The following is a 24602-nucleotide window of genomic DNA, read 5'->3' on the forward strand; positions in this document are numbered from 1 at the left end:
ATTTAATAATACTTGCTTATACGTGTTTGTTTATTGATGATGCCTGCGGTGTGCGTAGCGATCGCCTTTTTGGAAAAACTTTTTGGTTTACTGACAACCGATGGAGTTGTGATTGCCGGAACTCTGGTATTTGCAGTTGCGACATTAATTCTGGCATTCATTCACAACGTACCTTTGGTGTTGCTGGCTTTGCTGGCGGCGGGAATTGCCTGGACAAGTATGACATCCAGCTTGAATATCACAGTGCAGCTTGCTGTTCCGGCTTGGGTGCAGGCGCGGGCGCTAGGAACTTATCAAATGGTATTTCAAGGAGGTTCAGCAATTGGTAGTATTGTTTGGGGTGTAGCGGCGGAACATTGGGGAATGCCGAGTGCCTTATTCGTTGCTGCGATCGGCTTAGTGGGGGGAACCTTTACAGCGCGGCGTTACCCCTTGCTATCAGGAAAACTTGATTTAGGCCCAGCATTACGGCGAGCGGAACCGCTGGTAGTAATTGAATTGCAACCAGAAGAAGGCCCCGTTTTAGTCACACTTGAATATTGTATTAACCCAGTTCAAGCAGAGGAATTTATTGCGGCAATTAATGCCCTGCGAGTGGTGCGGTTACGAGATGGTGCGATTCGCTGGGGTATCTTTCATGATACATCCCAGCCGAATCGCTACTTAGAGACATTTATCGTCGAGTCTTGGGTGGATCATTTACGTCAGTATGAACGGTTTACGGTGGCAGATCGAGAGATTCGTGAAAGGGTTTTTGCCTTTCATCAAGGCGATAAACCCCCGGTTATTTCTCACATGATTTATGCTCGCCAATCCCAAGAAGCACCAGCTTAGAAAAGACCGAAATAGACTATTTTTAAACAACCTGAATGTCTTGATTGACTTGAAAACCAATAGGCTTATTTTCAACAATGGCAAATCTAGATTCTTGGAAGAACAAAGAACCACTTAAGGCATCATAACTGAAGTCACTGAGTGAAATAGCGCCAAATCCTGCTTGAGAAACCTGGATTTTGTCACCTTCAACAGCCTTGAAGTCTTTAATAATGTCAACACCCTCTAATACATTGGTAAAAACAAATTTGTCTGCACCTACTCCACCGGTGAGAATATCGTTACCATTTCCACCAGTGAGTATGTCATTGCCACTTTTGCCAGAAAGTGTATCGTCACCACCATTACCAAATAACAAATTATTTTGCCCATCTCCAACAATGGTGTCACTTTGATTTGTACCTTTGATATTATCAAAGTTTATAAATGTGAACTTAGCTGTGTTTCCGCCAGGAAGATTATTCACTACGAAACTTTGAGTTTCTAGGTTGGCGTTGACTGATAGATCGGATAAAAATGAAAAGGGTATTGAAGGAGCGATTGAGGCATCTATAGTGTTATTTACAGCACTAGCATCACCAATAAGATTTTCAAAATTACCAAGTAAATCTGTACCTAGTCCACCACCTTTTTTAAGAGTTCCATCAATGAATATGGTAGAGTTTTGACCCAATTTACTGTAATCAGCCGTATCAATACCATCTCCACCATTTAAGGTATCGTTGCCTGCACTGCCTCTAATAATGTCATTGCCGCCACTGCCAGATAATTCATTATCCCTAGCATTACCAGTAATTACGTCATTTTGATTTGTGCCAATTATATTTACAAAATTCTTCACATTAACTGCTATTGGCGGCGAACCTACAACTCTGATTTCTAATCTTTCTTTAAATAAGTCAGCTATTATTGATACATTTGTGCTGTCAGAAGTCGCATCAATAATATTAATCTGTCCTGTAGCACCGATCGCAGTTTCAAAGAAATCTTTAAACGTGTCATTTCCAACTGCACCTTTTTTGATAAGCACTGGCTGGACTATTACTGGTTGTTCTAAGCCACTGTAATCAATAGTATCGTTACCTTTTCCACCGGTAATGGTATCGTTACCTGCACTGCCGATAAATGTGTCATTTCCATCAGTTCCAACTAAAATGTCGTCTCCATCAGTCCCTATAAATAGTGCCATAATCTTGCTTTACTTCTTTGTGGTTAACTGCTGTATATTACCGTGTTATCAACCACAAGAGCCTAAAAAATATTAAACTGAGTTAACTCGATCGAGCAGGGCTGTCTCAGTGTTTATATCGATGATGATTTCATTCGTTTCGGTATTTCTATATTTTTCAAATCAACCCCTTGCACCCGTGACATAAGCTGCTGTTAAGGGATGTTGGGGGTACTCAAAAATTTGCTGCACTGAACCTGACTCAATCAATTGCCCAACATCTGACTGCACCCAGAACAGAGCAACTCGATCGGCGATGCGCTTGGCTTGCGCTAGGTTATGCGTCACAATCAGCAAGGTATAACGCTGACGCAAACTAGTAATTAAGTCTTCAACTATTCCACTGGCAATTGGATCGAGGGCGCTACAAGGTTCATCCAATAACAGGATTTCTGGTTGCAAAGCTAAGGCTCTAGCTATGCACAACCTTTGCTGCTGTCCGCCAGAAAGTGCTAAGGCAGAGGTTTGCAGTCGGTCTTTTACTTCATCCCAAAGTCCAACATCTTTCAGGCTTGTCTCGACGATCGCATCGATTTGTTCTTTACGGATACCATGTTCTCGCAAAGGTAATTCCAGATTCTTCCAAATTGATAAAGGAAAAGGATTAGGTTTTTGGAAAATCATCCCAACTTGCCGCCGCAGCGCGTTCGCATTAGTTTTGGCATTTAGCACTTCTAAACTACCTATGCGAATCCGCCCTTTGACTCGACACTGGGGAATCATGTCTGTCAACCGATTTAAGCAACTCAAAAAGCTAGTTTTTCCACAACCAGAAGGCCCCACTAATGCCAAAATTTCCCCCAGATTCACACTCAAATTGACATTAGCAAATGCGGTTTTTTGACCGTATTGCAGAGTTAAGTTCTCCGTTTCAATCAACGGTTCAACAATTCCAGTAGTGATATTTGCTGATTTCATCCAGAAAAAATTCTCCTGTGCAACCAACGATCTGCAATCCATGCTGCTGTACCATTAATGACCAGCAGCGATACCAGCAAAACTAATGCTGAGGCGTAAGCATTGGCATCTCCGCCAGAGACGTTCATTGATAAATCAAAAATATGAATCGAGAGGGCACGCCCGGAATCTAGCAGTGATTCTGGCATTCTATCTACGTAACCACTAGTAAAAATTAAAGCCGCAGTTTCGGCGATCGCTCGACCAATACCCAGCACTAATCCCACAACCAAACCAGGGACAGCAGCAGGTAACAACAGTTGAAACAGCGTTGTCGTGCGGGAAAAACCAAGGGCTGCGGCTCCTAATCTATACTCATTGGGAACAGCGCGAAATCCTTCTTCTGTAGAGCGAATCAAGATTGGTAACACCATACACCCCAAGGTCAATCCTCCCGACAAAATAGAAAATCCCAGCCCCAAAACTTGACAAAAGAAAACGTTGCCAAACAACCCAAAAACTATAGAAGGAACTCCTGCCAGTACATCTAAACTACGCCGCACTAACCCACCAAACCAACTATCCACGGGGGTGAATTCTGCCAGTAAAACGGCTGTACCAACACCAATGGGGATAGAAACCGCCATACACACTGCCATAATCAGAAAAGTGGAAACAAGAATGCTGGAAATTCCCCCTTCTCTACCAGCATTTTCTGGTTCAGTTGTTAGGAATTCCCACGTCAAGTGTCCTATACCATGCCAAAGGATATCGCTGAGTATCCAAAGGAAGATACCAGTAACTAGGGCAGCAGTTGTCCAAACAATGATTGTTGGCAACCAATCTTTAGGACTTACAACAGGTTCACCCATATATTTTTCCTTGACTGATGACTTCCGCAACCGCAACTAACAGCACAATCATTCCCATCAAGACTAAACCGCTAACAAACAGCGCCGAACGGTGATCTCCTGTGGCATAAGCCATTTCCAGAGCAATATTAGCCGTCAACGTGCGGATGGGGTCAAATATACTTTTTGGCATTTGTACGACATTGCCGCACACCATCAAAATAGCCATTGTTTCGCCAATTGCTCGACCTGTTTCTAAAATTAAGCCTGTGAATAATCCAGATTTGGCAGCAGGAAGCACGACTCTAGAGATAGTTGCCCAACGGGATAATCCTAAAGCTGCTGCTCCCCGAAGATAGGAAGTTGGGACTTTCGCTAGACTGGCATCGGCTACAAGCGCTATTGTGGGCAAAATCATCACTGTGAGAATGGCAATACCCGCGAGTAAGCTTGGCCCCGGTGGATGTATCCTACCAATCATCGGAACCAGCACCACCAATCCCCAAAAACCGTAGACTACAGAAGGAATTCCTGCTAATAGTTCAATTAAGCGACGGTATAATCGAGCCATTACTGGTGGGGCGTAGAATTGACAAAAAACCGCAGATAGAATTCCTATCGGTGTCGCGATCGCTACTGAGCCGAGCATTGCCAAAAATGTACCCAATAACATCGGGAAAAGATTATATAATCCGGCGGTCGGGTTCCAGGAAGAGTCTGTAAAAAAACGTGTTATTCCGACATGATTGAGGACTGGTAGAGACTCCAGAATCAGAAAGCCGATAATTAAAAGTGCGATCGCTCCTGCTATTACCCCTAGAAAACGCAGTATCCAAATTAACCAAAAGTCATTTGGAGACGACAAAGTTTTGCTTTTGAACAATGTCATTAACCTGTTGTGATTGCGCGAAATCAAGAAATGCTTTTGTCAATCCTTGAGGTTGGGTTTTAGTTACTAAGTTAAGTGGACGAGAAATCGGAAAAGTCCCATTCTGGACGTTGGCTGTTGTTGCAGCTATCCCATTTACAGGCAGCAGCTTAATAGCTACTCCATTGGCTGCACTATTTTCTGCCGATCCGATAGATACATAACCAATGGCATTCGGGTTTCCTGCAACTGTCTTAATTCCCTGCTGATTGTCACCAATTACTACTTGGGCTTTGATGTCTGTATTTTTCAGTTTGAAATAATGGGTAAATAATTCTAAAGTGGAACGTCCTTCGGCTTTGTTAACAACTGTAATCGCTCCATCTGTACCTCCCACTTGTTTCCAGTTCGTTACCTTCCCTGTGTAAATATCTACAACTTGCTTGTTGTTGAGCGATTTTACTGGATTATCTTTGTGGAGAATTACCGTCACTCCATCACGAGCGATAGAAAATGCTTTTAAATCGTTTTCTTCTGGCTTCAACAAGGCACGAGAAACCATACCAACATTAGCGACACCTTGACGAGCATCAGAAACCCCACGCGAAGACCCTCCTGATTGCACATCAACTCGCGCACCTGGATGCTGAGATTCAAAACGCTTGCCAATTTCAGCCGCTAACGGGGCAATTGTACTGGAGCCTGTAAGTACTAGTTTTCCCTGAAGCTGATTTGTATTATTTGCACCTCGATTTGCCCAAGAACAGCCTTGTAACCAAATGCAGGTAGCTAACCCAATCGCCAGAGGTAAAATTTGAGAATTTTTCATTATTGCTTTTCAACCCTAAATTGGGTTTTTAGTTAAAACAGAGGACACAACAGCCAAGGTTCAAAGCTTTGCCAGTAGTTACTTCCACTTCTGGAGCCAGGCGGTAGAGAACTGCTTTCCCATTACGCGAGGTCACAACCAACTGGGAGCGACGCAGAACTTGTAAATGATGGGATAGTAGGCTTTGTTCCAAGCCCAAAATTGCATTCATCTCTCCCACGTGTTTGGGACTGTCGATCAGAAGTTCTAATACTGCTAGACGAGTTTCATCTGCCAGCACCTTCAGCTTTTCTACGCAGTTAACCTGCTTCTTGCTGCTGTTTTTCATTGCTCTAAAGGAATAGGTTTTTCTTGTTTCCGAAGTTACTTGGCAGCGAATACTCTCGTGTTCAGCAAAGATTAGCAACTGCTGCGATCGCAAATAAATAGCAATTCATATGAAATTTGATTCATATTTTAAAGTAGAAAGTGTCACGCTCTACAATTAAAATTAAATTTTTAACCTTTCTTGCTGAGATTTACTGAGTTTTTATTGGTATAAACTAGAATCACTCGTAAGGGTTTCACCTTTTCTTGATGACACGCTACACGAACGGGCATCCTACGGCAGGCGTTGGCAAAGCCATCGCTTTTGTGTTTAATAAAAGCAAGTTTGCTAAGTTCCTATATTAAATTTGGACAGTCGTTGATTGAATTCGAGCAGCCGTTGATTGAATTCGGGCAGTCGTTTATTGAATTCGGGCAGTCGTTTATTGAATTCGGGCAGTCGTTTATTGAATTCGGGCAGTTGTTTATTGAATTCGGGCAGTTGTTTATTGAATTCGGGCAGTCGTTGATTGAATTCGGGCAGTCGTTTATTGAATTCGGGCAGTTGTTGATTGAATTCGGGCAGTCGTTTATTGACCTCTCTCGTTTTAGGAGAGAAGCTTTGAATCTTACTCCCCTTCCCTTATAGGGAAGGGGCTGGGGGTTAGGTCTAACAGCCTAACTTCAAAAAGCTAGTAAAGTATCAGGTTTAAATAATCGTGAAGTTGGGAAAAATTTTGTCAGTATTATTGACGAAGTATTTAAGATTTACACCTTATTCAAAGATGTGATTTAAATGACTAAATCGAAAACAACCCGTAAATCTATTCGCGATCGCATCCTAAGTACAGCATCATGCTTGTTTGTTTTATCGAGAGGAAATTTGCAATGTCGGTATTGACAAAATCGTTGCCGAATCTGGCGTTGCTAAAATAAATGTCGCTCTACAATCATTTAAAGTCATTGCCAAAACTGTAAGTTAGGGAAAATCAGTATTCCGTGCCAACTCTCATGATAGATAAATCACTAAAGTTGGCAACTATCCTGTGGGGCATGATTTCAGTGGTGTTTTCGTTTATCTTGGATAGCAGAACACCGCGATGCCTGTGACGGTAAACAACACACCTCAATCTAACGTATATACTGTAATCGTTAAAAGGCAGCAAATCTAAGGAGTGTTTGACACTAGCAGCGATGCACAATGGCACAGCGATCGCATTGTTTGCATTGAGACTGCCTACTCAACTTCATAAACTGCTAGAAACAGAAACAAATGAACGAATTACAAGCAATTTTAGAAGGCTTCCAGTCAAGTCAAAAAAATGGTGAAATTACTTTCCTTGCTACTGTAGTCAAAACTCAAGGTTCAACCTATCGCCGACCGGGTGCCAAAATGTTGATGACAGATACAGGTCGGACGATTGGCACAATCAGCGCTGGTTGCTTGGAAAATGACGTATTTGAGCATACTCAACAACGAATGTCAGACGGCGAACCAATTGTTGTTACTTACGATAACACCGCCTCGGAAGATATTCTTTGGGGCTTTGGTTTGGGATGCAATGGGACAGTGCAAGTTCTCATCGAACGTCTTGAAAAAGAAAGTTCACCAAATGCGATCGCTTTTATGCAGGAGTGCTTCGATCGAAAACATTCGGGTATTATTGCTACTGTCTTTGCCTTTGAAGGCGAGGTAGATGTGAAACTTGGGTCGCGCTTACTGCTGTATCCTGATGGTAAAACGATCGCTGACATCAAAGATCCAAATTTAATTCAATCTCTGCAAGTAGATACTCAAGCAGCTTTTACTAATCAAAAGTCTAGTGTAAAAAACTATCAGTTACCTTTAGGCAGTGCAGAAGTTTTTATTGAAGTCATCCAACCACCTACGCCTTTAGTAATATTTGGTGCAGGTTATGACGCTATACCCGTAGCACAGTTTGCTCAAGCATTAGGTTGGCAGGTTACTGTAGTCGATTGTCGAGCTAATGAGGCAACTAGAGCGCGATTTCCAATAGCTTGTGATGTGATTCTGAGCCGGCGAGAAATTGTAGATAAACAGGTGTTTATAGATGACTACACGGTTGCTGTAGTGATGACGCATAATTACCTTGACGACCTGGAAATTTTGAAAATGTTGCTGCCATCTCCTGCACGCTACATAGGAGTTTTAGGGCCAAAGCTGCGGACTGAAAGATTGCTTGAAGATTTAGGTCAGCAAGGAATAGTTTATTTTCCTGAGCAATTAAAAAGATTGTATAGTCCTGTTGGAATGGACATCGGGGCAGATACACCAGAAGAAATAGCGATCGCTATTATTGCAGAAATTCAAGCAGTACTAACAAACCGCAGTGGTAATTTTTTAAGAAATCGCAATCGGCCAATTCACCAATGCTATGAAAGCAGCTTAAACTTACTATCTACCACATAGCTTTGGATAAAAGCGAATAAAAGGTCATTTATTTTGAAACTGTGGAAAGCTTTGCAACCATGTGAGCACGAGATGAAACCTCAAGCTTGCGAAACATCCTTTTTAAGGCTTGCTTGACAGAGTTTTCAGTAATCCAAAGTTCAGCACTGATTTCAGCATTGGTTTGTCCTTGAGCCACTAAGGAAGCAATTTGCACTTCCCGAGGCGTTAAACGCTCTGTCTGTAATAGTGGGTATTGTGTCGCCATTGCTACCCAAGTAGAAATGTGCAGACAAAGGGCACTCAAATCTGTGAGATTTTGTGAATCGAATGCAGCCATTCCTTGCTCGCGGGTGAAACCTACCACACCCACTAACTGACCATTGCTGACAATTGGCCCTGCCATGACGTGCCAGTGATCGGCACGAGGACAAATCAACTGCCATGTCTTAGGTTCTACTACTAAAGCTTCATGAACAGGGGCATGGCGTTCTACCAAGTAGCGTGTAACTGGATTGTGTTGGGGTGATAATGCAATTTGCAGTGCCTTTTGGATCTTGCTGTTAGCTAGAGGAATTTGAGCAAACAAAAACAGCCCAGATCGTGTAGCTGAAAAATACTCACTCATTTCTCTGGATATGTGCGATCGCAAGGTCTGTTCATCTTTAGCTTGGGCAATTGCATGAAATAGAGCTTGTAAGGCAATCATGATTGGCAAAGTGTACCCGTTCGAGGTCTAGGCGCAGTATAGCAACCAGACCTATCTTAGCTTTAGTGACATCAAGTCAAATCCTTTCTTTGCCTTTTTCGGATAATACCATGACTGGAAATTCTGGCATTGATGACACACAGATATCTGTGCGCTGGATTCAAATCGGTTTTTTTATCGCAGCAGTGCTTTTTAATCTCTGTTTAGCAACCCAAGTATTCAGTGTTGGACTAGCTTACTTTTACAACTCTGATTGGTGGAACCTACATATTTGGCTCGTGCGAGGATACAGCGGACTCTCACTAATTCTGTTGATATGGGTGTTTTTGATTCCGTTTCCCCCAAGAGTCCAGAGCCTTACAGCAAGTATGCCGATACTGCTGGGACTGCAATTTCTCACAATTCACTTGAAAACTCCTTTTCCTTTAGCAGTGTTCCACCCACTCATCGGCTTTTCCTTATTTTCTATTTCCACAACCCTAGTTCATCGGACATCGCACATCGTATTTCCCAAGCGCAACCAAGACTAAATCGTTGAGGAAACACAAGTTTCAATTCTTTTCACGCTATTACAGGAGAAATACAAGTGTCTCAATACGTCGATCCATCCGTTATCGTTGATACCCAGTGGCTTGCAAATCATCTCAACGAGCCAAACGTCCGCATTATCGAAGTGGATATCAGTCCAGAACCGTACAAAAATGCTCACATACCTGGTGCTGTCTTCTGGAACATCTTTACAGACTTACTATTGCCCGATTTGAAGACGAATTTGGATGCAAGTGCTTTTGAGAGGCTGATGGCACGTTCAGGCATCACCAATGACATGACAGTGATTGCCTATGGCAGTTATCCTGGAACAGGAGCCTGGATTTTCTGGTTGTTGAAAGTCTTTGGACATGAGAATGTACGAGTTCTCAATGGCGGCTACCAAAAATGGAAGTCAGAAGGTCGTCCACTGGCAACTGAGCTATCCACCTTTGATTCCACTGATTATCGTGCCAAAGCTGCTGATGCTAGCCTCAGAGTTTTAGATCATGAAGTTCAGGCATCGATTGGTCAAGGCGATCGCGTGTTTTTAGATGTCCGAACACTTGAAGAATACTGTGGTGAGTGGTTTTTCGATCAGCCACCAAAAGAAGGTGAACTTACTGGACATATTCCAGGTGCAGTGCATGTTGAGCATATCTTAACTCTCAACGAGGATGGAACTTTTAAATCATTCAACGAATTGAAAAATCTTTACAACAGTAAGGGCATTACCCCTGATAAAGAAGTTTTTCCCTACTGTGCGATCGGTGGGCGTTCTGGATATACCTGGTTTGTCTTGAAATATTTATTGGGCTATCCGAATGTTCGGAATTACGATGGTTCTTGGAATGAGTGGAGTCGGCTGCCTGATGTAGCCATCAAAAGATAGTGATACTAAATCCGCATTGATAACCCTCTTGATAATGTAGCAATAGAACAGGGCTATTTCATTCGGGAGCATCTCACCTTTGCAAATATACTTGGCGATTAGAAATCGCGGCTACACAAACCAAGTCCGCCTGCGCGGACTCAAGAAATTGGAAACCCACGGAGGTGGGTTTTGTCTGTATAGCCGTGAATTCTATTCGCCAGGGCTAGATATATTTTTACGAAAGTGAGATGCTCCCATTTCATTCTCATCTAGCCCGCCTCAGAATAAATTCTAAGGCTAATAGCACTCATTCGTCTAAAGACGACTAATAAAGGCTTTTGGCGTTGCTGAATTGCGGTATGAATCCAGATAGACGTTGCATTAAAACGTCTCTAAAAGGATTTTAATATCATCCAGAATCATTTTATTTTCATATATGAAATCAGCAACGACAGGCTTTTAGTCCACTTTAGTGGAGTTGAGCTATGAGCCGCGGAACTTTAGTTCTGGGCGGTTTATGTCTAGAACGAAATAGCTCTGAGCAATAGAAGGTCACCAGTAATAGTTAGTCAGAGCAGAAATTTATACCTGCATTTGAGACAAAATACAACAGCGTTGAGCTAGGCTAGTGTTCATGTTTGAGAGTTATACACTGTTTCCCTAAATAATTATCAAGTTCATGAATCAAAGAAAAGTATGGTTATTAACGATGCTGTTTGCAACAATGGCATTGATTAGTATCATCACATCTAGCCATCCTCTAAAAGCAGCCTCATCTTTAGGCAAAGACACGCTGACAATGATTACTTCCCCAGATTATCCACCTTATGAGTTTTATGATACTAAGGGGGGTGAGAGGCAAATTGTTGGCTTTGATGTAGATATTGCCAAGAATCTTGCTCAAAAACTAGGATTTAAACTCCAGGTAATAGAATCAGATTTTAATGGATTAATTCCGGCACTGCAAGCGAAGCGAGCAGACTTTGTTATGGCTGGGATGACTCCCAACCCAGAACGCCAGAAAAATGTTGATTTTTCAATTATTTATTACCAAGCAAAAGATACGATTGTCGCTCCTAAAAATAGCAATCTCAAACAGACTAAAGACCTAGCTTTTAAGAAACTTGGGGTACAGTTGGGGACTATCCAAGAGCAAAATGCTAAAAAAATTGCCCAAAAAGTTACAGGAATTGAACTAAAACAACTTAATAGAGTACCAGAAATAATTCAGGAAATCAAGTCGGGGCGAATTGATGCAGCAATTATTGAGGACACCGTTGCTAGAGGATTTGCCCAAGCCAACACAGATTTAGAGTTTAATGTTATTCCCTCAGACGAGGAGAGTGGATCGGCGATCGCTTTTCCTAAAGGTTCGGGTTTAGTAGAACCTTTTAATAAAGTCCTGCAACAAATGAAGGACAAAAAAGAACTAGAAAAATTAGTCACTAAGTGGTTTTCGCAAACTAACTCAACCGCTATTGTATCTGAACCTTCTGCTAAAGGCGGGCTGAATCTAGACTTTACTAGAATTATCCCAGACATTCCCTTTATCCTCAAAGGCATTCCTTTGACGTTATTGTTTACGCTCTTGTCAGTATTTTTAGGGTTAATTTGGGGTACAGTTCTTTCTTTGTGCAAAATCACTGGTATCAAGCCCTTCACCTGGCTTGCCAACGCCTACACCTCTGTATTTCGAGGCACGCCCCTGCTGTTACAGTTGGCTTTGGTTTACTATGCCACACCCCAGCTAACAGGTTATCGGATCTCGGCTTTAGAAGCAGGGGTGCTAACTTTTACCCTCAACTCTGGGGCTTATATGTCAGAAACCATCCGGGGTGGAATTCAAGCAGTAGATAAAGGACAAACTGAGGCGGCGATGTCTATGGGCGTTCCTTATCATTTGATGATGTGGGACATAATTTTGCCCCAAGCATTGAAGAACATTCTCCCTGCATTGGTGAATGAAACTATTGGACTGTTGAAAGACTCAGCTTTGGTATCAACAATTGGTGTAGTGGAAATATTACGCAGTGCCCAAATTGTTGGTGCAAACAAGTACATATACTTTGAACCTCTGCTGTTTGCGGGGTTAATCTACTATATTTTAGTTATGGGTCTGACTAGGAGTGCATCTGTTTTAGAAAGGAAGTTAAGACAAAGTGAGTAAAGTCGTAATTCGGACAGAATTCTTATGTAAATCCTTTGGGAAACTCGACGTACTCAAAGATATTTCTACGGAGATTCACCAAGGGGAAGTTGTTGCTATTCTTGGCCCTTCTGGTTCGGGTAAATCTACCTTTCTGCGGTGCATGAACTTGCTAGAACGCCCCACTAAAGGCAGAATCTATTTTCAAGAGCAAGAAATCACTCATCCCAAAGTAAACATTGCCAAGGTTCGCGAACAGCTGGTGATGGTGTTTCAACACTTTAATCTATTTCCCCACATGACAGTATTGCAAAATGTCACCTACGCTCCAATCAAGGTAAAAGGAGTAGATCGGCAGTTAGCCGAAAATACAGGGATGGAGTTATTGGCAAAAGTGGGCTTAGAGGAAAAAGCAAATGTCTTTCCATCCAAACTATCAGGGGGACAGAAACAAAGGGTAGCGATCGCCCGTACTTTGGCAATGTCACCAAAGATGATTCTATTTGATGAACCGACCTCTGCTTTAGACCCAGAAATGGTCAAAGATGTGCTCCAAGTGATACAAGATTTAGCTCAAACAGGGATAACAATGGCAATTGTTACCCATGAAATGGGATTTGCGAGAGTTGTGGCTAGTCGAATTATGTTTCTCGACCAAGGGATTTTAGCAGAAGATACCACTCCCAACAAGTTTTTTCAAAATCCTCAGTCCCCAAGAGCCAAGCAATTCTTAGAAAAAATGCTTTAGTTAACTTTTAATGCCAACGTGTCCACCAAGAAGATAAAAAATTTTATTTTCTTTGGAGGCGATCGCTCTTTAAATATAGTCTTTTTGTTTCCATCTAATTTACTGCCATTGAGCAAAAATCTGCTTTATTTGCTTAATTGCCTCATCAGCCGCTTGCTCGGAGGATATACCATCTACAATTATTCTGTGCAAAGCTTTACCCCAGACATTTTCCTTTAAAACCAAGCTATAAGCTGGGTTTTGAACAAAAGAAAATGGGCGCGTTTCTTTATTGAGAAAAATCTTCACGGCAGTCGAAAGATAGGGATCTTTGGAGCCTACCCAAAAAGGATCTTTCCACGCCGATGTTAGGACTGGTAAATGACGACCTCCAGAAACTTTGAGATAATTTCCCATCACCTCTGGTTGTATTAAGTATGCAAGAAATTCCTTCGCTAGTTTCTGTTTCTTAGACTCGGCAAATAAAAACACTTGCTTAACCGTAATTAAGTAGCGCATCGGCAAGCCATTGGGTTTATTTGGAAATTCTAAGATCCCAAGCTTTTGATGATAGATATCGGGGTTTTGCCGTACAGCAGATGGGATTGAGAGCGAGTTGTTAGGAGTCATAACCACGCTTCGATTAAGCAAACTGCGATTATTGTCTGGATTCAACCAATTCACAGCATCTGGTGGAACGTAGCCTTGCTGGTAAAATTTTGTGTACCATTTTAAGCTGTTAATAATACCTTGACGTACTTTAGGGTCATCAAGAAAAAGTTTATCTGTAGAATCTAAAATTGGCACATCGTATGCTTCTAAAATCTGCTCAAAGAAATAGTATGTATCAGCAGCTCCAATGCTGAAAGTAAAGCCTAATCCATAAATCTTCTGTTTTTTATCTGCTATTTGTTTTGTCTGTAAGTCATCCTGCATTTGTTTCCAAAACTCCCAAAAATCATCCCAATTTTTGGGTATATCGCTTTCTCTACGACCTATCTGTTTTAGCAAATCTCGCCAGTAGAAAATGTGAATAGTTGCCTGGCTCATTGGTAAAGCATAGTAGCTTCGCTTTTGAGCAACATTGTTATAAAACTGAACAGTTTTCAGGATTTTTTCAGGGTAAAGACTTTTAAGTGGTTCAATTACATCTGATACATCTGCTAGTTTGCCTTCCCAACTTAAACGGGGAATCAATTCTCTATCAGCAGTATAACTGGTGACGATATCAGGTAAGTTGCCAGCCAGGATTGCTCTTTGAATCCTTCGTGTTAGCTCATCTGTGGAATACAAAAAAAGTTTGATTTTGTTGCCACTTTGTTTTTCCCACTGGTTAATTAGTTGCTTGAGGGCTTCATCCTCTTCCTGAGTAAAACCTTTATCCCACCATATCTTTAATACTTTACTATCATTAGAAGACTCGGTAATTGAGGATTGCTCAGATTTGGGAGTATGAGTACAAGCAGCTATTATCAAGTTGGCTAATAATGATATAAGTACATAACGACGGCTAGGTTGCCTTAACATCAAGTTAACTGTTTGTTTAACTCCTTGCTGATTATTAATAACTTGAGCAATTTGAGTGGCTTTTCTTTTGGATATCATGCTCGTAGAAATTCTCTTTCGCCTAAATAACCATCCTCAATTTAATGCCCTTTGTTACTTATCTCATCAAAAATACTCAGCATATTTACAATCAGTTGTATGAGCCGACGATTTGTAGTTTTATTAAATTGAATTTAGATTTGTAGCAAAATATTTCTAGGAGTACGCGTCTACGCTCGACATTGATTAAAAGGTTCTCGAATAAAGTAGAGTGCATCGCGCCTCTGAACTTCCATACCGCCTCTATTCCAGGTTCCCCAACGGGTTATAAATTTTTTACCATTATTGCGACGTTCAACAGCAACAGTAAAGTTATTGCGGAGTTCTCGATAACATCCTTCCAAATTAGTCAAGGTCAAATCTACTGCTGACACGTTAAATTTATTCTCACCTTTATTGACAACAAAAAATCCTTCACTGCCTCGCTCCATTAGCAATACAGTAGAACTATCAACAACTGCCAAAACATTTTCTTTAATATTTTTTCCCTCATTTCCTCGTTGACGCATAATCTGGCGGAATTTGACACCATATCTGATAAAATTAGCGTCTGTATGATCCCAGTTCAATATTAGAGGAGTGCCGCTTTCTCTTGCCAGTACGTAGGCTGTTGCGAGGAAAGAGTCAGAGCGATCGCTATAGGGGTTAATGGCATAGGAATTAATCTCGCGGATAGTATCGTGGTTTCTGCCAAAGGTAACGCTACGCGGATCGTTTATCGCTGTGGGAACTCGGAGCGATCGCAAATCTCCACCAAAGCTGAAGGCATTTTTCATTGAATTGTAGAGAACAAAATCTGTAACAGCAGCAATCCAGTTATAGTTTTCTGCACTGGTGTCACTATCTGTGATTACCTCAAGATAATTCCATACTTTTCTTTGACTTTGTTGTTCTACATAGCTAATATACTCTTTGACAACATCTGCTGGCATATGCTTTGCAGCATCAAACCGAAATCCATCAATTCCTATATCTAGCAATTTCTTCAAATGAGCTTTTTGAATTTTTTTTACATTGATGGTAAATTTAAAATCAGGAAGTCCGCCTAACCAACAATTGATTTCTGAATCTCGATTGCCATCATTATAATTAATATCACAAGGTTTTTTGCCGGGACGCTCTGAGGCAAAATTAAAATCATCTACAGAAAGACCTGGAAATTTTGTTAAGTCTTCAAAATCATCATTGCCGTCTAAATTAGCCATGTGATTGAAAACAACATCTGCAATGACTTTGACATTACAACTGTGAGCTTTTGTAATAAGTTTTTTTAAATCTGCTTGCGAACCTCTACCTTCAATGACACTGTAATCTACGGGTTGATAGCGTGCCCACCATTCTCGACTAGGATTAGATTTTTGGGTTGGAGAAGTTTGGATATGAGAATATCCTTGCTTACCTAACTCACAAACAAACTGTTCAACCTCACTATACTGCTGATTAAATGCATGAAAAATCGCGGTAGGCTTTTCTGTTGCTAATGTTTTAACTGGAAAAACACAAATTGTGTAGAGAATAATTGCACGACTGAAGATAAATTTCATCAAATGTAAAGCTGTAAAATTATCTGCTGTTTTACAGAATACTGTTGCATACATGATTAATTCTCTGTAGCAAAAAAAAGGGAGATTTTCACAGCTTTCTATTGTGTTTTACTCATTTTAGTAGTTGAGAAATATTGATTACTATTTAGTTGCGCCATAGCTGACTTAACAGTTCAGCAGGGACAATCACATCTAATAGCATTTTTAGGCATTAGAATTATCAGGTATTCAATTGTAATCCTATATTCTTTCTCAATTACACCAACAGTTTCTCTTCCACTGCAACCAAATACAGACGCTTCAGTTCTACCAGGTGCTTTAACACAACCTGAATTCGTGCAAGTTCAATTGAGCGTCCTGGCAAGGCATACTTAGATCGTATAAGTTTCCAATGCCATTCTGCTACAAAATGCTAATAGCGATCGCCCTTATGCAGGAATGATTAAAGCAATCAGCGAACGTTTATCAAGTGACTGAACTTTACCTACTTGACTAAGATCGCTGACAACCCGGTCTAGTAATTCTCCAGCTTGGTCGCGATATTGATGTTCTCGACCTCGTAAACGAACAGCAAACTTCACAGAATCGCCTTTACTCAACCACCCAGTTGCTTGTTCAATGCGTAACTTATAATCAGCCACACCAATATTTAGACCGAACCGAACTTCCTTTACAACTGGTCTAGCACTTTGCGTCTGACGCTTTTTCTTTTGATACTGAAGTTTGCCATAATTAAGAATCTTGGCAACTGGAGCCTCTTTCCCTTCGGAGACTAAAACTAGGTCAAGCTCTAAACTCTGTGCTAGTTGTAGTGCCTCATATGTGTCGGTCAAACCACGATTGTTATTTTCATGGTCAATCAAGAAAACTTGGGGTGACTTGATTTGCGAGTTAATTAGTTGCTTTTGAATTGCGATAATCTTTTCCTCCCATTTATTCCAAACCTGTAGTATGCCAATCATACCGAGTTAACACGGCTTTATTGCTCTCATCTATCGTAGCGTAATTTTTGCTCCTCTCTATTCACCAAACCCGCACCCCACAAGCATCGCTTATCTTCAAAATCTCCTGTGTGCTTTGGTATTGGCTCATCCTATATTCACCTTTTAAGGGTAAGTTGTGTGAAGCTGTAATAGAGAGCATCTAACTCTCTTCTTGCGATCGGTTCCAACTTACATCATTGCAATATATGCCTTCAATTACCTACAACCGCACCGACAGCCAGCAGCCCCAAAGCATTACCATTAAAGGTTATGTTGTCCGTCCAGGATTACACATTCTCAGCTACGAGCAACTCAAGTTGCTGCGAGAGCAAACACAGCACCATTCTGAGCTTGAATCTCTAGTGAACCAGGGTGTAATTAAATTGACTGGTTAATCTATACCATTGCCCTCAACCCCGAAGCTTTGGTAATTGCATAGAAAACGGATTGCTACTCGCTTTCGTAACAATCGCCATGCTGCTCCACCCACAGCAACCCACGCTCCCCACTGCTTTTGGGTAAACTAGCAGTCTACACCCGTCAACCTCTGACATTAGCAGCTAGCATTCCGCCATCCACTTTGTAATCGCAGTATTACTCAGTAGCTTACTGCGATTGGGCTGTTGTTTGGACGGGGGGCATTCTTCAATTAAATCTAGCTTAGGTTCATAGTCTAAAAATACACTTATGTGTTAAATCTCTTAACATCAAGTTTTACACAATTGAGGCGAGATCGGATGCCGGATATTATAGATACTGCAATTAATGCAGGTTCTTTCAACACGTTGGTAACAGCTATTACTACTGCTGGTCTTGATACTGCACTTAAGGGAGATGGGCCATTTACTGTCTTTGCACCAACAGACGAAGCCTTTTCCAAGCTTCCATCAGGAGCCGTAGAAGAACTCCTACAGGATGTTATTAAGTTAAGAAAAGTTTTAGAGTACCATGTGGTTTCTGGCAAGATTAATGCGACTGATTTAGTTCAGTTGCAAAAGCTAACAACGACCGAGGGAACAGATATCAAAGTTAATGCTGAGAACAATGTTAAGGTAAATGATGCTTACATTGTGACTTCAGATGTGGAAGCTGACAATGGTGTTATTCATGTCATTGATAATGTGTTATTCCCTGAATAACTTTGTTCGCATACTTGCTTTCATTGAAATTTGTAATTCCGATCGGATGAGCATTTAATTTTTTGCCTTTGTTGGGAATCAAAATGACCCAAACCAGATATGCTTATTCAGATTGAGTAGTTAATGTTGTATATCTGTTGATGATAATTGGATTTAAATAGTTAAATATTTCCAGTGAATCACCAGTAGATATACAACATATCTATATCACTGCTTCCCGTATCCCCCTTGTAGCGGATTGTAGTTAAGATTCCTTGGCGTAGTCGTAGTTAATTCCAATCGCCATTGCTGCTTTCTTGAAAGTTAACCTAGAAACCATCCACAACAAATGTCAGACGAGTTCAGATAAAACTGTTTCAGTTCTTCCGTACTCATATGGGCTTCTTGTACTTTTTTGGGCATCTTCCTTTAGTTTGTTTTTGCGTGACCTGTGGTATAATTTAACGCTGTTAATAGCTATGCTACCTATCGCGTATTGCATCCCAAAGAAAATTGCATAAAAAAGCCCCCGGTATTTCTACCAGGGGTGAAAGAATAATACCATTTCACTTTATGTTTGTCGGAGATGCCCCTGCTTGTGCCTCTACTTAGATAAGAGGCTGGAGTATTTCTCAAATATTACAACAAAAAGTGAGTGGGTATAAAATTAGCCAACATTTGCCAAGAGTAATTCTCGTTTTTCTGATTTTCTCACTCTTACCTGAGAGTCATCATCAACATCGATAAGCGCTGTGTCTCCATCTGTAATTTCACCAGACAGCATTGCTTCGGCGAGAGAATCTTCTAGGAGGCGCATAATTGCCCGACGTAATGGTCTAGCACCATAGCTGGGGTTGTAGCCTTCTTGTACCACACGCTCTTTGAAGCGATCGCTAACTTCTAGGATAATTCCTTTTTCCGTCAAGCGACTAGCAACATCGCGAAGCATAATTTCGGCGATTTGCTTAACTTCATCCTTGGAAAGCTGGGTGAAGACGATAATCTCATCGAGACGGTTGAGGAACTCAGGACGGAAGTAAGCTTTCAATTCCTCATTTACCAGGGTGCGGATGCGGTTATAACTAGCGTCGGCTTGAGTGTCGAAGTCAAAGCCTAAACCACTACCACCTTTTTCAATCACCTTGGAACCGATGTTGGAAGTTAAAATGATCAGCGTGTTCTTGAAGTCCACTTTCCGACCTTTGGCATCGGTAAGGTGACCGTCATCCAAGAGTTGCAAGAGCATATTGAATACATCGGGGTGTGCTTTTTCGATTTCGTCGAATAGCAGCACTGAGTATGGTTTCCGCCGCACGGCTTCTGTAAGTTGTCCGCCTTCGTCGTATCCTACGTAACCAGGAGGCGAACCAATTAGCTTGGCGACGGTGTGGCTTTCCATGTATTCGGACATATCTAGACGAATCATGGAGTCTTCCGCACCGAAGAAGTAGGCAGCTAATGCCTTCGCCAATTCTGTTTTACCGACTCCAGTGGGCCCAGAGAAGATAAAGCTAGCAATGGGACGATTAGGATTCTTCAAGCCGACACGGGCGCGACGGATACCGCGAGATACAGCCGAGACTGCTTGCTCTTGACCGATAAGCCGTTGATGCAGAGTGTCTTCTAGGTGCAGAAGCAATTCTGATTCAGACTCAGTTAGCTTGTTGACTGGTACGCCAGTCCAAGAGGCAACGATTTGGGCGATGTCTTCTTCGTCAACGACGGTAGAATTGACAGGTTGATCGTTTGCTGTAAATGTTGCTTGCAGTTTTTCTGCGAGTTCCAACTCTTGGTCGCGTAAGGTGCCAGCTTTGTCAAAATCTTGGACTCTGACTGCTGCTTCTTTTTCTTTGGTAACCCCAGCGAGTTCGCGCTTGAGTTCTTTATTGGGAGAAATTTGAGAGTTCCGCAGACGAACGCGGGAACCAGCTTCATCAATCAAGTCAATTGCTTTATCTGGTAAGAAGCGATCGCTAATGTAGCGGTCTGATAATTCTGCTGCTGCTACAAGTGCCGCATCAGAAATTGTCACTTTGTGATGCTGTTCGTATGCACCGCGCAAGCCGTAAAGAATTTGTACGGTTTCCTCTACCGATGGTTCCCCAACCTTAATCGGTTGGAAACGACGCTCTAGGGCGGCATCGCGCTCAATATGCTTCCGATACTCATCGAGGGTAGTTGCGCCGATGCACTGGAGTTCACCCCGTGCTAAGGCAGGTTTGAGGATGTTGGCTGCATCCAAACCACCTTCTGTACCACCAGCGCCAACCAAGGTGTGAATTTCGTCAATCACCAAGATGATATTGCCCACAGTGCGGACTTCTTCTACGACTTTTTTGATGCGTTCTTCAAAATCGCCACGGAAGCGAGTTCCAGCTACCAATGACCCCATATCGAGGCTGATAACTTGCTTGTCTTGCAAACTTTCGGGAACATCCTGATTGATAATCCGTTGAGCTAGACCTTCTGCGATCGCAGTTTTACCAACTCCTGGTTCTCCAATCAACACTGGGTTATTCTTAGTACGGCGACCGAGAATTTGGATCGCCCGCTCAATTTCCTTCTGGCGACCAACTACGGGGTCGAGTCTGCCTTCTTGGGCTAATTTGGTTAAATTTCTGCCAAACTCTTCCATTGTTAGCGGTTGGGTGCGCTTTTGATTACCACTACCAGCGAAAGCTGGTGCATTTTCACCCAAACGGCGAACTATGGCACTGCGGACACTCTTGAAGTCAACTCCTAGATTTTGCAGTACTTTGGCGGCGACACCTTCACCAGCCTCGGTTAATCCTAAGAGTAAGTGTTCGGTGTTAATGTAATTCTGTCCCAAACTATGAGCTTCTTTAAACGATTGCTCGAAGAGGCTTTTTACTTTAGGAGTAAAAGGAATTTCTGGTGGTACAAAACCAGAACCCCTACCAATAATTTTTTCTACCTCGCGACGTGCATCTTTGAGGGTAACGCCTAATTCGGCCAGCACTTTAGCAGCAACCCCAGTTCCTTCTCCCATCAAACCCAGGAGAATTTGCTCAGTTCCTACGAAGTTATGTCCCAGGCGACGTGCTTCCTCCTGAGCTAACATAATTACTCTAATGGCTTCGGAAGTGAAGTGTTCAAACATAATGGGTTATTGCTCCCTCGCTGCTTGGACTTTGGGTGAGATAAAATTCACCCTCATCTAAAGTTTTTTGTATTTTCTTAAGGACTAATGTAACTTTATTTAAAGTTAAGTGGCAGTGGTGAGAGCCGTAAGACCTCAGGTGTAGTTGCCGTCTAATGGAGTGCTGAGTGCTGAGTAGAATAGCTAGGAAGTGAGTAGTGGTTAATTTAACAATTAAGCTTTCAGTGTTTGGTGATTTCCTTTTGCTTTTTTGCTCCTCTGCTCTGGGCTAAACTAAAAACTCAGGATTTAGCACTTAACACTCAAGACTGACGATGACTGAAGCAACGGCCGGTAAAGACCAACAACACCCTCTTTATAACCGCGATCGCCCCCTTATTGATATTTTACTCTCTCAAGGGGCGACAGACTACAACTTAGCAGAATTAGCTAGACTGCGAATGCGTTATCAAGGGTTTCCAGGAGCGAGAGACATCCAAAAAGACCTAGATAAAGCCTTGCAGCAGTGGGGTTTGACCGAAGCCGAGCTTTTTGAGAAAACTCGCCAAATTCACGATTTGGGGGGAATTTACAAAAGTCGCGGTAAGAAGGAGGAGCAAGACTGGAATTAGGATAGCGGAATGGCGATCGCTATCTGCTCTAGAGAAGGTGCGGAGACTGGCGCTAATTCCTCGGATGCGATCGCACTTGTAATTAACTTTTGGCGAGTCAGTTCCACCTTCAACTTATAATCATTGATGTCATAATTCAAAATCCTGCACCAATATTTAATTGGTTAACAATTTCAAAAATTGGGCTAAAGAACTACCGCCGAAATCTTCTAATACTAAAACTGGCTGTTATTGGTAAATTTATAAAGCGTAAACTTGCACAACTCCGGTGAGATGGAGATTCTGGATAATGTCATATTCACGCTGGTAACAAGCAATGCGTTCTAGCGAAGGATAAGCATCTCGCAGGGTTTTGTACAGGTTGGTCATCGGCTTCCCTGTAGCCTCGATATATTAGAGAGTTGCTGCTTTCGTAGATTTTCTCAATAATTTGATAGCCGGAAAGGGTGAGCATAGTTTGGGTAGTCCTCCAAACTTGGTTAATTCTGTCCCAGTTACTTTGTTAGAGTTAGTGTACCGATCGGCTTGGTAGAGTCTTCAGCAATGCGGCGCTGATTCTGGAGACTTCGCGACGAGGTATTATATCAAGTAAAAATCAAATAACTGTAGTAGAGTGGCATAGCTAAAGGGAAATTTTCATCAGTTCAAGTTGGCTCTTGATTTCTTAAATATTCTTTTTTTGGCGAAGGTATTGTTAGGATTAAAAAATTTGATTAAATATACATTGTCAAGGCAGGAAATTGGTTTGCCAATTTTGAAAAGTAAATTTTTGAGTAGTTTGCATCTAAATATTCTTTAAAAGGGTGAGTAATATACCCACCCCAGTGAAAATAAATGTTTATTTTTTGTAAGTCAAAGTGTAATGCCTACAAGACATTACACTGCCCATGATGCCTTAACAAATGGTCGCACAGCACCAACGCCACCATTGCCTCAACCATTGGAACTGCACGCGGTAATACACAAGGATCGTGGCGTCCTTTGGCTGCTAATAGCGTTTCTTCACCTTCACGAGTTACAGTTTTCTGCTCTTTTCTAATTGTTGCTGTCGGCTTAAATGCAACTCGCAAAATGATATTTTCTCCGTTGGAAATCCCCCCTTGAATACCACCAGAACGGTTTGTTAGCGTGCGGATTTCACCATTTTCATCGATATAAAATTCGTCGTTATGCTCAATTCCCGTTAGCAGCGTTCCCCCAAAACCCGAACCAATTTCAAAGCCTTTGCTAGCAGGGAGAGACATGACACCTTTAGCGATATCAGCTTCTAATTTATCAAATACTGGTTCGCCCAAACCTTTCGGCACATTTCGCGCCACACATTCTACTACACCGCCGATGGAATCACCTTGTCTACCTATTTGCTCAATTAATTCAATCATGCGATCGCTGCATTCTGGATCGGGACAGCGAACGATATTGCTTTCCACTTGTTCTAAGGTGACAGTATTTGGATCGACTACACCTTCCAAGTCTTTGATGCGCTTAACGTAAGCGATAACTTCGACATTGGCCACTTGACGAAGAATTTTTTTAGCGATCGCACCTGCTGCTACTCTTCCAATTGTCTCACGCGCTGACGACCTACCCCCACCTTGCCAATTGCGAATGCCATATTTTGCATCATAAGTTGCATCCGCATGAGAAGGCCGATATTTCTCAGCCATCTCATCGTAGTCTTGGGGACGAGTGTCTTTGTTCCGCACCAAAATTGTTATAGGCGTTCCCAGAGTTTTGCCTTCAAATACCCCTGATAAAATCTCGCAGGTATCCGCTTCTTTGCGAGGCGTCGTAATTTTACTTTGTCCGGGACGCCTTCTATCTAGTTCTACTTGAATTTCATCTGCCGAAATTTCTAGTTGGGGAGGACAACCATCAATCACAACCCCCACGCCGCCGCCGTGAGACTCGCCAAAAGTACTAATGCGAAATAGATGACCAAAAATATTGCCCATGATTTTGAGGAAAAAGGTGAGGCTTATGTATTCTACCTAGAGTTCTTACAAAAGTTTTTTTGCTCTTATATTTGTAGAACTTTTCGCTATTTTTTAGTATTTATCAACAGTGTCTCTGAGTTTTTATCCAACTCCATAACAGTATCTGTTACTAAATTAAATTAAAAGCGCCCTCCCAATTTGGGAGAGCGCTTTATTATTTAGTTAATGCTTCAGAATTAACCGTTGATAGCAGGAGCGGTAAGAGCGACAGGAGCAACATCACCAGCAGCCAAATCAAGGGGGAAGTTGTGAGCGTTACGCTCGTGCATTACTTCCATACCCAGGTTAGCGCGGTTGATTACATCTGCCCAAGTGCTGATGACGCGACCTTGAGAATCAATGATTGATTGGTTGAAGTTGAAACCGTTCAAGTTGAACGCCATTGTGCTTACACCCAAGGCGGTGAACCAGATTCC

At 42.0% G+C, this 24602-nt stretch carries 24 protein-coding genes and 1 pseudogene; 10 read left to right on the forward strand and 15 right to left on the reverse strand.

Features of this window, described 5'->3' with window-relative positions:
* The first annotated feature begins 36 nt into the window (after window positions 1-36).
* On the forward strand, window positions 37-834 hold the full coding sequence (locus V7L01_RS13605) for an MFS transporter (protein ID WP_335035525.1): 798 nt from the start codon (window positions 37-39) through the stop codon (window positions 832-834).
* Between the two features lie 22 nt (window positions 835-856).
* On the opposite strand, the gene V7L01_RS13610 is transcribed toward V7L01_RS13605, so the two are convergent.
* The 6 genes from V7L01_RS13610 to V7L01_RS13635 all read right to left on the reverse strand — a co-directional run bounded on the left by V7L01_RS13610 (window position 857) and on the right by V7L01_RS13635 (window position 5835).
* The gene (locus V7L01_RS13610; protein ID WP_335035527.1) at window positions 857-2023 is read right to left on the reverse strand and encodes a calcium-binding protein; all 1167 of its coding nucleotides are present in this window, start codon (window positions 2021-2023) and stop codon (window positions 857-859) included.
* Window positions 2024-2185: 162 nt separating this feature from the next.
* Window positions 2186-2980, reverse strand: a complete 795-nt coding sequence (locus V7L01_RS13615; RefSeq protein ID WP_335035529.1) for a phosphate ABC transporter ATP-binding protein — start codon at window positions 2978-2980, stop codon at window positions 2186-2188.
* Window positions 2977-3831 carry a phosphate ABC transporter permease PstA gene (gene pstA / locus V7L01_RS13620; protein WP_335035531.1) on the reverse strand — a complete coding sequence of 285 codons (855 nt, stop codon included), beginning with the start codon at window positions 3829-3831 and terminating at the stop codon, window positions 2977-2979. Before pstA ends, V7L01_RS13615 begins: the two co-directional genes overlap by 4 nt.
* A complete protein-coding gene (pstC, locus tag V7L01_RS13625; protein ID WP_335035533.1) occupies window positions 3824-4699 on the reverse strand; it encodes a phosphate ABC transporter permease subunit PstC in 876 nt (291 codons plus the stop codon). Before pstC ends, pstA begins: the two co-directional genes overlap by 8 nt.
* Complete coding sequence (locus V7L01_RS13630) at window positions 4659-5507, reverse strand: phosphate ABC transporter substrate-binding protein (protein WP_335035535.1); 849 nt, start codon at window positions 5505-5507, stop codon at window positions 4659-4661. The genes pstC and V7L01_RS13630 overlap by 41 nt, the downstream gene beginning before the upstream one ends.
* 28 nt (window positions 5508-5535) lie before the next feature.
* Window positions 5536-5835, reverse strand: coding sequence for an ArsR/SmtB family transcription factor (locus V7L01_RS13635; protein ID WP_334899033.1), 300 nt, complete (start codon window positions 5833-5835; stop codon window positions 5536-5538).
* A gap of 357 nt (window positions 5836-6192) precedes the next feature.
* Between V7L01_RS13635 and V7L01_RS13640 the strand changes: the two genes are divergently transcribed.
* Both V7L01_RS13640 and V7L01_RS13645 read left to right on the forward strand, forming a co-directional pair.
* Entirely contained in the window at window positions 6193-6462 is a 270-nt protein-coding gene (locus V7L01_RS13640; RefSeq protein WP_335035537.1) for a hypothetical protein, read from the forward strand.
* Between the two features lie 624 nt (window positions 6463-7086).
* The gene (locus V7L01_RS13645) at window positions 7087-8244 is read left to right on the forward strand and encodes an XdhC family protein (protein ID WP_335035539.1); all 1158 of its coding nucleotides are present in this window, start codon (window positions 7087-7089) and stop codon (window positions 8242-8244) included.
* Between the two features lie 28 nt (window positions 8245-8272).
* Here V7L01_RS13645 and V7L01_RS13650 read toward each other — a convergent pair whose 3' ends face one another.
* Window positions 8273-8932: a LuxR C-terminal-related transcriptional regulator gene (locus tag V7L01_RS13650; RefSeq protein WP_335035541.1), complete on the reverse strand. Its 660-nt coding sequence runs from the start codon at window positions 8930-8932 to the stop codon at window positions 8273-8275.
* Between the two features lie 110 nt (window positions 8933-9042).
* Here V7L01_RS13650 and V7L01_RS13655 point away from each other — a divergent pair, with 110 nt between their 5' ends.
* The 4 genes from V7L01_RS13655 to V7L01_RS13670 all read left to right on the forward strand — a co-directional run bounded on the left by V7L01_RS13655 (window position 9043) and on the right by V7L01_RS13670 (window position 13228).
* Window positions 9043-9462 (forward strand): DUF6220 domain-containing protein, encoded by a 420-nt coding sequence (locus V7L01_RS13655; protein ID WP_335035543.1) that lies wholly within the window; start codon window positions 9043-9045, stop codon window positions 9460-9462.
* A gap of 56 nt (window positions 9463-9518) precedes the next feature.
* A complete protein-coding gene (locus V7L01_RS13660; RefSeq protein WP_335035545.1) occupies window positions 9519-10352 on the forward strand; it encodes a sulfurtransferase in 834 nt (277 codons plus the stop codon).
* Window positions 10353-11013: 661 nt separating this feature from the next.
* Complete coding sequence (locus V7L01_RS13665) at window positions 11014-12501, forward strand: ABC transporter permease subunit (protein WP_335035547.1); 1488 nt, start codon at window positions 11014-11016, stop codon at window positions 12499-12501.
* Window positions 12494-13228, forward strand: coding sequence for an amino acid ABC transporter ATP-binding protein (locus V7L01_RS13670; RefSeq protein ID WP_335035549.1), 735 nt, complete (start codon window positions 12494-12496; stop codon window positions 13226-13228). Before V7L01_RS13665 ends, V7L01_RS13670 begins: the two co-directional genes overlap by 8 nt.
* A gap of 99 nt (window positions 13229-13327) precedes the next feature.
* Here V7L01_RS13670 and V7L01_RS13675 read toward each other — a convergent pair whose 3' ends face one another.
* The 3 genes from V7L01_RS13675 to infC all read right to left on the reverse strand — a co-directional run bounded on the left by V7L01_RS13675 (window position 13328) and on the right by infC (window position 17318).
* The gene (locus V7L01_RS13675) at window positions 13328-14812 is read right to left on the reverse strand and encodes a sugar ABC transporter substrate-binding protein (RefSeq protein ID WP_335035550.1); all 1485 of its coding nucleotides are present in this window, start codon (window positions 14810-14812) and stop codon (window positions 13328-13330) included.
* 170 nt (window positions 14813-14982) lie between these two features.
* Window positions 14983-16410: an alpha-amylase family glycosyl hydrolase gene (locus tag V7L01_RS13680; RefSeq protein WP_335035552.1), complete on the reverse strand. Its 1428-nt coding sequence runs from the start codon at window positions 16408-16410 to the stop codon at window positions 14983-14985.
* 374 nt (window positions 16411-16784) lie between these two features.
* Complete coding sequence (gene infC / locus V7L01_RS13685; protein ID WP_335035554.1) at window positions 16785-17318, reverse strand: translation initiation factor IF-3; 534 nt, start codon at window positions 17316-17318, stop codon at window positions 16785-16787.
* Window positions 17319-17545: 227 nt separating this feature from the next.
* Between infC and V7L01_RS13690 the strand changes: the two genes are divergently transcribed.
* Both V7L01_RS13690 and V7L01_RS13695 read left to right on the forward strand, forming a co-directional pair.
* Entirely contained in the window at window positions 17546-17734 is a 189-nt protein-coding gene (locus V7L01_RS13690) for a hypothetical protein (protein WP_335035556.1), read from the forward strand.
* Window positions 17735-18076: 342 nt separating this feature from the next.
* Window positions 18077-18478: a fasciclin domain-containing protein gene (locus tag V7L01_RS13695; RefSeq protein WP_335035558.1), complete on the forward strand. Its 402-nt coding sequence runs from the start codon at window positions 18077-18079 to the stop codon at window positions 18476-18478.
* A 646-nt stretch (window positions 18479-19124) separates the two neighbouring features.
* On the opposite strand, the gene V7L01_RS13700 is transcribed toward V7L01_RS13695, so the two are convergent.
* The gene (locus tag V7L01_RS13700) at window positions 19125-21578 is read right to left on the reverse strand and encodes an ATP-dependent Clp protease ATP-binding subunit (RefSeq protein WP_335035559.1); all 2454 of its coding nucleotides are present in this window, start codon (window positions 21576-21578) and stop codon (window positions 19125-19127) included.
* A gap of 314 nt (window positions 21579-21892) precedes the next feature.
* Here V7L01_RS13700 and V7L01_RS13705 point away from each other — a divergent pair, with 314 nt between their 5' ends.
* On the forward strand, window positions 21893-22189 hold the full coding sequence (locus V7L01_RS13705) for a DUF3288 family protein (protein ID WP_335035560.1): 297 nt from the start codon (window positions 21893-21895) through the stop codon (window positions 22187-22189).
* Here V7L01_RS13705 and V7L01_RS13710 read toward each other — a convergent pair.
* The 4 genes and pseudogenes from V7L01_RS13710 to V7L01_RS13725 form a co-directional block, all read right to left on the reverse strand.
* Window positions 22186-22329 (reverse strand): hypothetical protein, encoded by a 144-nt coding sequence (locus tag V7L01_RS13710; protein ID WP_335035562.1) that lies wholly within the window; start codon window positions 22327-22329, stop codon window positions 22186-22188. The two genes, V7L01_RS13705 and V7L01_RS13710, sit on opposite strands and share 4 nt — an antisense overlap.
* A 100-nt stretch (window positions 22330-22429) precedes the next feature.
* Complete coding sequence (locus V7L01_RS13715; protein WP_335035564.1) at window positions 22430-22558, reverse strand: hypothetical protein; 129 nt, start codon at window positions 22556-22558, stop codon at window positions 22430-22432.
* 497 nt (window positions 22559-23055) lie between these two features.
* The gene (gene aroC / locus V7L01_RS13720; RefSeq protein ID WP_335035566.1) at window positions 23056-24144 is read right to left on the reverse strand and encodes a chorismate synthase; all 1089 of its coding nucleotides are present in this window, start codon (window positions 24142-24144) and stop codon (window positions 23056-23058) included.
* Window positions 24145-24362: 218 nt separating this feature from the next.
* Window positions 24363-24602, reverse strand: a pseudogene (locus V7L01_RS13725) (photosystem II q(b) protein); the annotation flags it as partial.

Origin of the sequence: Nostoc sp. (genome assembly GCF_036917095.1) — a bacterium.
Classification (GTDB): domain Bacteria; phylum Cyanobacteriota; class Cyanobacteriia; order Cyanobacteriales; family Nostocaceae; genus Nostoc.